Source organism: Candidatus Methylomirabilota bacterium (genome assembly GCA_036005065.1).
Taxonomy (GTDB): Bacteria; Methylomirabilota; Methylomirabilia; order Rokubacteriales; family DASRDR01; genus DASYQW01.
Genome location: DASYQW010000343.1, coordinates 1 through 5685 on the forward strand (window position 1 = coordinate 1; position 5685 = coordinate 5685).

General features: G+C 72.6%; 4 protein-coding genes. All 4 read left to right on the forward strand.

All coding sequences use genetic code 11. The features are described from left to right. Positions 1–285: 285 nt before the first annotated feature. Positions 286–1650 carry a 1-acyl-sn-glycerol-3-phosphate acyltransferase gene (locus tag VGW35_22785; protein HEV8310497.1) on the forward strand — a complete coding sequence of 455 codons (1365 nt, stop codon included), beginning with the start codon at positions 286–288 and terminating at the stop codon, positions 1648–1650. Between the two features lie 163 nt (positions 1651–1813). Then, the gene (locus VGW35_22790) at positions 1814–2215 is read left to right on the forward strand and encodes a YraN family protein (GenBank protein ID HEV8310498.1); all 402 of its coding nucleotides are present in this window, start codon (positions 1814–1816) and stop codon (positions 2213–2215) included. An 83-nt stretch (positions 2216–2298) separates the two neighbouring features. Then, positions 2299–4173: a transglycosylase SLT domain-containing protein gene (locus VGW35_22795; GenBank protein HEV8310499.1), complete on the forward strand. Its 1875-nt coding sequence runs from the start codon at positions 2299–2301 to the stop codon at positions 4171–4173. Between the two features lie 203 nt (positions 4174–4376). Next, the coding region (locus tag VGW35_22800) for a YifB family Mg chelatase-like AAA ATPase (GenBank protein ID HEV8310500.1) at positions 4377–5685 on the forward strand (1309 nt) is incomplete at its 3' end.

The following is a 5685-nucleotide window of genomic DNA, read 5'->3' on the forward strand; positions in this document are numbered from 1 at the left end:
GCGCGTCTTTGGTATCGGTCCCTCGCTCTTTCCCCCGCTGCCTCCAGGCGCCGACCCGCCGCCGCCTCCGTGAGCACGCCACCGCTCCGGGCATCCGGGGGGGGCTTCCAAGACCCCCCCGAAATGACCTAGGAGCTTGTCGGGCTAACCACATGCAACGGATCGCCCAACCGTTCGCGGCTGATGTTCCGCTCCGGGCGCGGGCGTTGCCCGCGCAACCGACTCTTGGGGGTGGGTCTGGGAGGGGGCCGCAGAGGCCCCCTCCCATTGTCTAGCGCCCGGCCGGTGGGATACCGACTCCTCCGCCGCTTCGCTCGGCTCCTCCTCGCGCTCTTCTACCGGCGTGTCGAGGTCGTCGGGGCCGAGCGCATCCCGGCCACCGGCCCGCTGATCGTGGCCGCCAATCACCAGAATGCGCTCGTCGACCCGATGATGCTCCTCGGCACCGTTCCCCGACGCCTCCGGCCCATCGCCAAGGCTCCGCTCTTCCGTCATCCACTCGTCGGTCCATTCCTCCGGCTCACCGGGGCACTGCCGGTCCACCGCCGCCAGGACCCCGGCAGCGATCCCGCCCGGAACGAAGCGATATTCCGGGAGGCCGCCGGCACCCTCGCCACGGGCGGCGCCATCCTCATCTTTCCGGAAGGGGTGAGTCAGGCCGAACCGACGCTGATGCCGCTCCGGACGGGCGCGGCCCGGCTGGCCCTGGCGGCCGAGAGCGCGTCCGGAGGCAGGCTGGGGCTGATCCTCCTGCCGGTCGGCCTCGTGTATCACGAGCCCGGACGCTTCCGGACCGGCTGGAGCTTGACGCTGATCGGGGAGCCTCTTCCGCTCGCGGATGCCGTGGCCCTCTATCGGACGGCTCCCGAGGCTGCGGTCCGTCGCGTGACCGACCGCCTCGCGGAGGCGCTCGGCCAGCTCATCGTCGAGGCGCGGGATCGCAAGCTCCTTCGCCTGGCGGAGGTCGCGGAGGCGATCTGGCGCGCGGAGTCCAGCGGACCCGGCGATGTGGCGGCCCGCGCCGAGTGGGTGAAGATGGCCATCCGCGGCTATCGGTATCTCCTGACCCGCGAGCCCGCGCGGATCGAGGCGCTGATGCGCGCGACCGAGCGGTATGCCAAGGATCTGGAGCTGGCCGGCCTGACGGACCGGCAGCTCGCCCAGACCTATCCGGCGGCCGTGGTCTGGCGCTATGCCTGGCGGGAAGGGCTCTCGCTCCTCGGCGGCCTCCCTCTCGGGCTCTGGGGCGTTCTCAGCCACGCCCTCCCATACCAGCTCACACGAGCGGCCGTGCGCCTCGCGCGTCCCGATCCGGACGTGGAGGCGACCTACAAGATCGTCGCCGGCGTCGTGCTCTACCCGCTCGGCTGGCTCCTCGAAGGGTGGATCGCGTGGCGGCTCGGCGGCGGATGGCTCCTCGCGCTCTTCAGCCTGGCCCTCCTGCCGGCCGGATTTCTCGCGCTGACGTGGTGGGAACGGCTCTCGCGGGTGGGACGGGAGGTCCGAGGGTTCTTCCGGTTTCTGGTGGACCGCGACTTCCAGCGACGCCTCCTCGCGCGACGGCACGCCCTCATGGAAGAACTGACGGCGCTGGCCCGGCAGGTGCCGGGCAGGGTGCTGGTGGGTGGCTCTTCTTCCGAGGGCCAATGAATCCCGGGCAACTCTGCTCCCCGTGTCTTCCCGGGGATACGGCCCGTATCGGAGACGATCCCCGCCCGCCGGCTCTGCCCGGTACTGGCGCCCACCAGGAGCCGTCAGGACCGGCCTTCGCCGGGCGACACCGCTGGAGGGTCTCTTGCACCACGGCCGGGCCATGGCGAGGCGGGCGGATCGGGAGACGAGGCCGACGACCGTCCAGCTCGGGCGGGTGGGCGAGGAGGTGGCGGCCCGGTTCCTCGCCCGCCGGGGCCTCGAGATCCTCGAGCGGAACCTCCGATCCCGGCTCGGCGAGATCGACCTCCTCGCGCGTGATGGCGCGACGCTCGTCTTCGTCGAGGTCAAGACGCGCCGCGGCCCGGCCGAGGACCCGCCGCAAGCCGGCGTCAACGCCCGGAAGCGGATGCGCGTCGCCCGGCTCGCCCTCGGCTATCTGGCCCGGCGGTGCCGCGAGGACCTGTCGTGCCGCTTCGATGTCGTCGCCGTCACGGTCGACCCGGCCGGGCCGCGCCTGGAGTACTTTCCGGGCGCCTTCACCGTGGATGGCTGGACGGGCTGAGCGACCTTTCGCGACGCCGGGACTCCGCTGTGTCAAAATCGCAGGGAGGGCTCGGGACGCTCCGGCGCCGGGGAGGTTTGGGGATGGCCCAGAGGGGGAAAGGATCGGGGTTCGGCCGGGTGGGGATGTGGCTCGTCGCCATCTGGCTGGCGATGATGGCCCTGGCGCCGCCGGCGTCGGCCGGCGAAGTGCGATTTCCGCTCAGCATCGACTACGAGATCCTGCGGGCCGCGTTGCGGAGGCACCTCCGCGAGCAACCCGGCGGCGCTCTCACGCTGTGGAAGACGCCAGATGGCTGTGGCTCGTTCGTCCTCCGCGACCCGACCCTCCAGCCCGCGGATGGCCGGCTGAAGATCTCGGGACGGGGCTCGGCCCAGGCGGGCTTCCATCTCCTCGGGTGGTGCTGGGCCTCGGTGTCCTGGGATGGATACGTGGACATCGTGGGACGTCCGGAGATCGGGCGCGACTGGCAGCTTCGCCTCCGGGATCTGGACACCCAGCTCTACGACGAGCGGCGCCAGCCGAGCGGCATCGCCAGCCGCGTCTGGGAGGTCGCCAAGGGCTGGGCCGAGAGTGAGCTGGCGAAGTTCACGTTCGACCTCGGCCCGCCGATCGAGGAGGTAAGGGCGGCGCTGGCCCTCTTCACGAGCTCGGCGCCGACCGGGCCGCTGGCGACCGCGCTTCGGACCATTCGCCCGACCGGGCTCGACGTCGAACCCGACGGCGTCAAGCTCGGTGTCGCGCTCGACCTCCCGCCGGCCGCCGCCACCCCGGCGGCGCCGGAGCCCGCGCTGACCCCGGCCCAGCTCAAGCGCTGGCAGACGACCCTCGATGGCTGGGATGGCTTCCTGGTCTTCGTGGTCAAGGACCTCGGGGGCGCGAATCTGGATCCGCAGGTGCGGAGCGAGCTGCTCGATCTGCTGCTCACCGGCCGCCACGACCTCGTCGCCGTGCTCGGGCGAGGGCCCGAGAGCGGGGTCGACCCGGTGCGCCAGCTCTTCCTCAGCACGTGGAACCGCCTGCGCGCGGTCGTCCGGCAGACGGCGACCCGGCCGGGCGACGAGAGCCGGGCCCTCCGGTATGCGACGTTCCTGGCCGCGGGGGACGCCCTGGCCGCCATCGAGGCGGCGGCCCCGGCCGCCGGGGTGGAGATCTCGGCAGACGGGCTCCGGCGACTCGCCCGCATGCTCGACCCGGCCTACGCGGGGGATCCCCTCGAATACTCCGAGCTGTCGGACGCGGTGCTCCGGCAGCTGTTCCGCTTCCGGGATCCCGACGCGCCGCCCCGTCGCCCCCGTCGAAGAGCGCCGAGCAGCTGGCATTGGTTCATGCCTCGCACGGCGGACGCGGCGGAGCCCGACGAGTGGAGCGAGCTCGCGCGACGCCTCGACCGGTGGGTTCCGGCCGAGGAGGAGTTGACGGCGTACCGTCAGACGGTCGATCGCCTGCTCACCGTCGCGGCCGAGCGCACGATGGATCCCGACGCGCTCGACGAGCGATTCGACGACCTCTTCCGGTACCTGGTCAAGGCCGTAGCCTGGCAAGAGAGCTGCTGGCGGCAGTTCATCCGCAAGGGCGGGACCGTGACCTATCTGGTCTCGCCCACGGCCGACGTCGGCATGATGCAGATCAACGTTCGCATCTGGCGCGGCTTCTTCAATGCCGAGAAGCTCCGCTGGAATGCGGCCTACAACGTGGGGGCGGGAGCCGAGATCCTCGTCCAGCTGCTCATCCGCTATGGCGCGCGCGAGGGGAAGGCGCGACTGGAAAACGCCGCCCGGGCGTCCTATTCCGCGTACAACGGCGGCCCCGCCCGGTACAGCCGCTACCGATCGGCTCGCGCGCCGGCCGCCTTGCGGGCGATCGATCAGGGCTTCTGGGAGAAGTACCAGGCGGTGGCCGCCGGCCGGGCCGAGCACCGCGTGCTCTGCCTGGCGCCCCGGACGGCGCCGTCCTGACGGCGCCCGCGCGTCGGTCCGTCTCCCGCGTCGCCTCTTGAACCCGCCGCGGGGCGCCCGCGAGCGTCACCATCTGGATACGGCGCGCTCCGGAAGAGTGGCGGTGACAACGATCGGAACCCGGACGGAGTTCCGAATGTCCCGCCCGAGCGGCGCTCGACCCCGCCTTCCGCCTGGCGAGACGCTTGCACTCGCGACGGGCTATGCTCGCTCGCGTCGTCTCGGCCTGCCTCCGCGGCATCGAAGCCGCCCTCGTGCGCGTCGAGGTCGACGTGAGCCACGGGCTCCCGACGTTCGCGACGGTCGGCCTGCCGGATCCCGCCGTGCGCGAGAGCCGAGACCGCGTCCGCGCGGCCATGCGGAACGCGGGCTTTCCGTTTCCGGCGGACCGGGTGACCGTGAACCTCGCGCCGGCCGATCTCCGCAAGGAGGGCGTGAGCTTCGATCTGGCGATTGCCCTCGGCCTGCTGGTGGCCTCCGGCTCCCTCAAGAGGGAGCGCGTCGACGGGCTCCTCGTCGCGGGCGAGCTCGCCCTGGATGGCACGATCCATCCGGTGCGGGGCGTCCTCCCGATGGCGCTGGCGGCCGTGCGGGCGGGGTTGGGGGGCTGCCTCTTGGCGCCCGGGAACGCGGTTGAGGCCGCCGTCGTCGACGGACTCGCCATCTACCCCGCCGGGACGCTCGGCGAGGCGGCCGCCTTCCTGAACGGCGAGCTGGCGATCGCGCCGCTCGTCGCGGACCGCGACAGGCTCCTGGCGGAGGGCGACACGGACGACGTCGACTTCGCCGATGTCCGCGGGCAGGCCCACGCCAAGCGCGGTCTCGAGATCGCGGCGGCCGGCGGCCACAACGTGTTGCTGCTGGGTCCGCCGGGGTCGGGAAAGACGATGCTCGCGCGGCGACTCGGGTCGATCCTGCCGCCGCTGAGTCTCGCCGAGGCCATCGAGGTGAGCACGGTGTGGAGCGTGGCCGGGCGCCTCCCGAGCCGAGGCCTCATGGGGGAGCGGCCGTTCCGGGCGCCGCATCACACGACCTCCGATGCCGGCCTCATCGGCGGCGGCCGTGGCCCGCAGCCGGGCGAGGTGAGCCTGGCCCACCTCGGCGTGCTCTTCCTGGACGAGCTGCCGGAGTTCCGGCGCAACGTGCTGGAGGCGCTGCGCCAGCCGCTGGAGGAGCGCGCCGTCACCATCGCGCGCGCCCGCGGCACGCTGCGGCTGCCCGCGCGCTTCCAGCTCGTGGCCGCGATGAACCCCTGCCCCTGCGGGATGCTCGGGCACGGGGCTTGCGGTTGCACACCGACTGCGGTGCGCACGTATCGAGGCCGGATCTCGGGGCCGCTGCTGGACCGGATGGACCTGCAGGTCGAGGTCGCGCCCGTCACCTACGAAGAGATGACCGGTCCGCCGGGGGAAAGCAGTGCCGCCGTGGGCGCACGCGTCGAGGCCGCCCGGCGCCGGCAAGCGGATCGGCTCCCCCGTACCGGAGTCGCCGCCAACGCCGAGCTGCCTCCGC

Bases quoted from the DNA above. Each gene is read 5' to 3' on its own strand.
- VGW35_22790 (HEV8310498.1), top strand. From the start codon at position 1,814: ATGGCGAGGCGGGCGGATCGGGAGACGAGGCCGACGACCGTCCAGCTC.
- VGW35_22795 (HEV8310499.1), top strand. From the start codon at position 2,299: ATGGCCCAGAGGGGGAAAGGATCGGGGTTCGGCCGGGTGGGGATGTGG.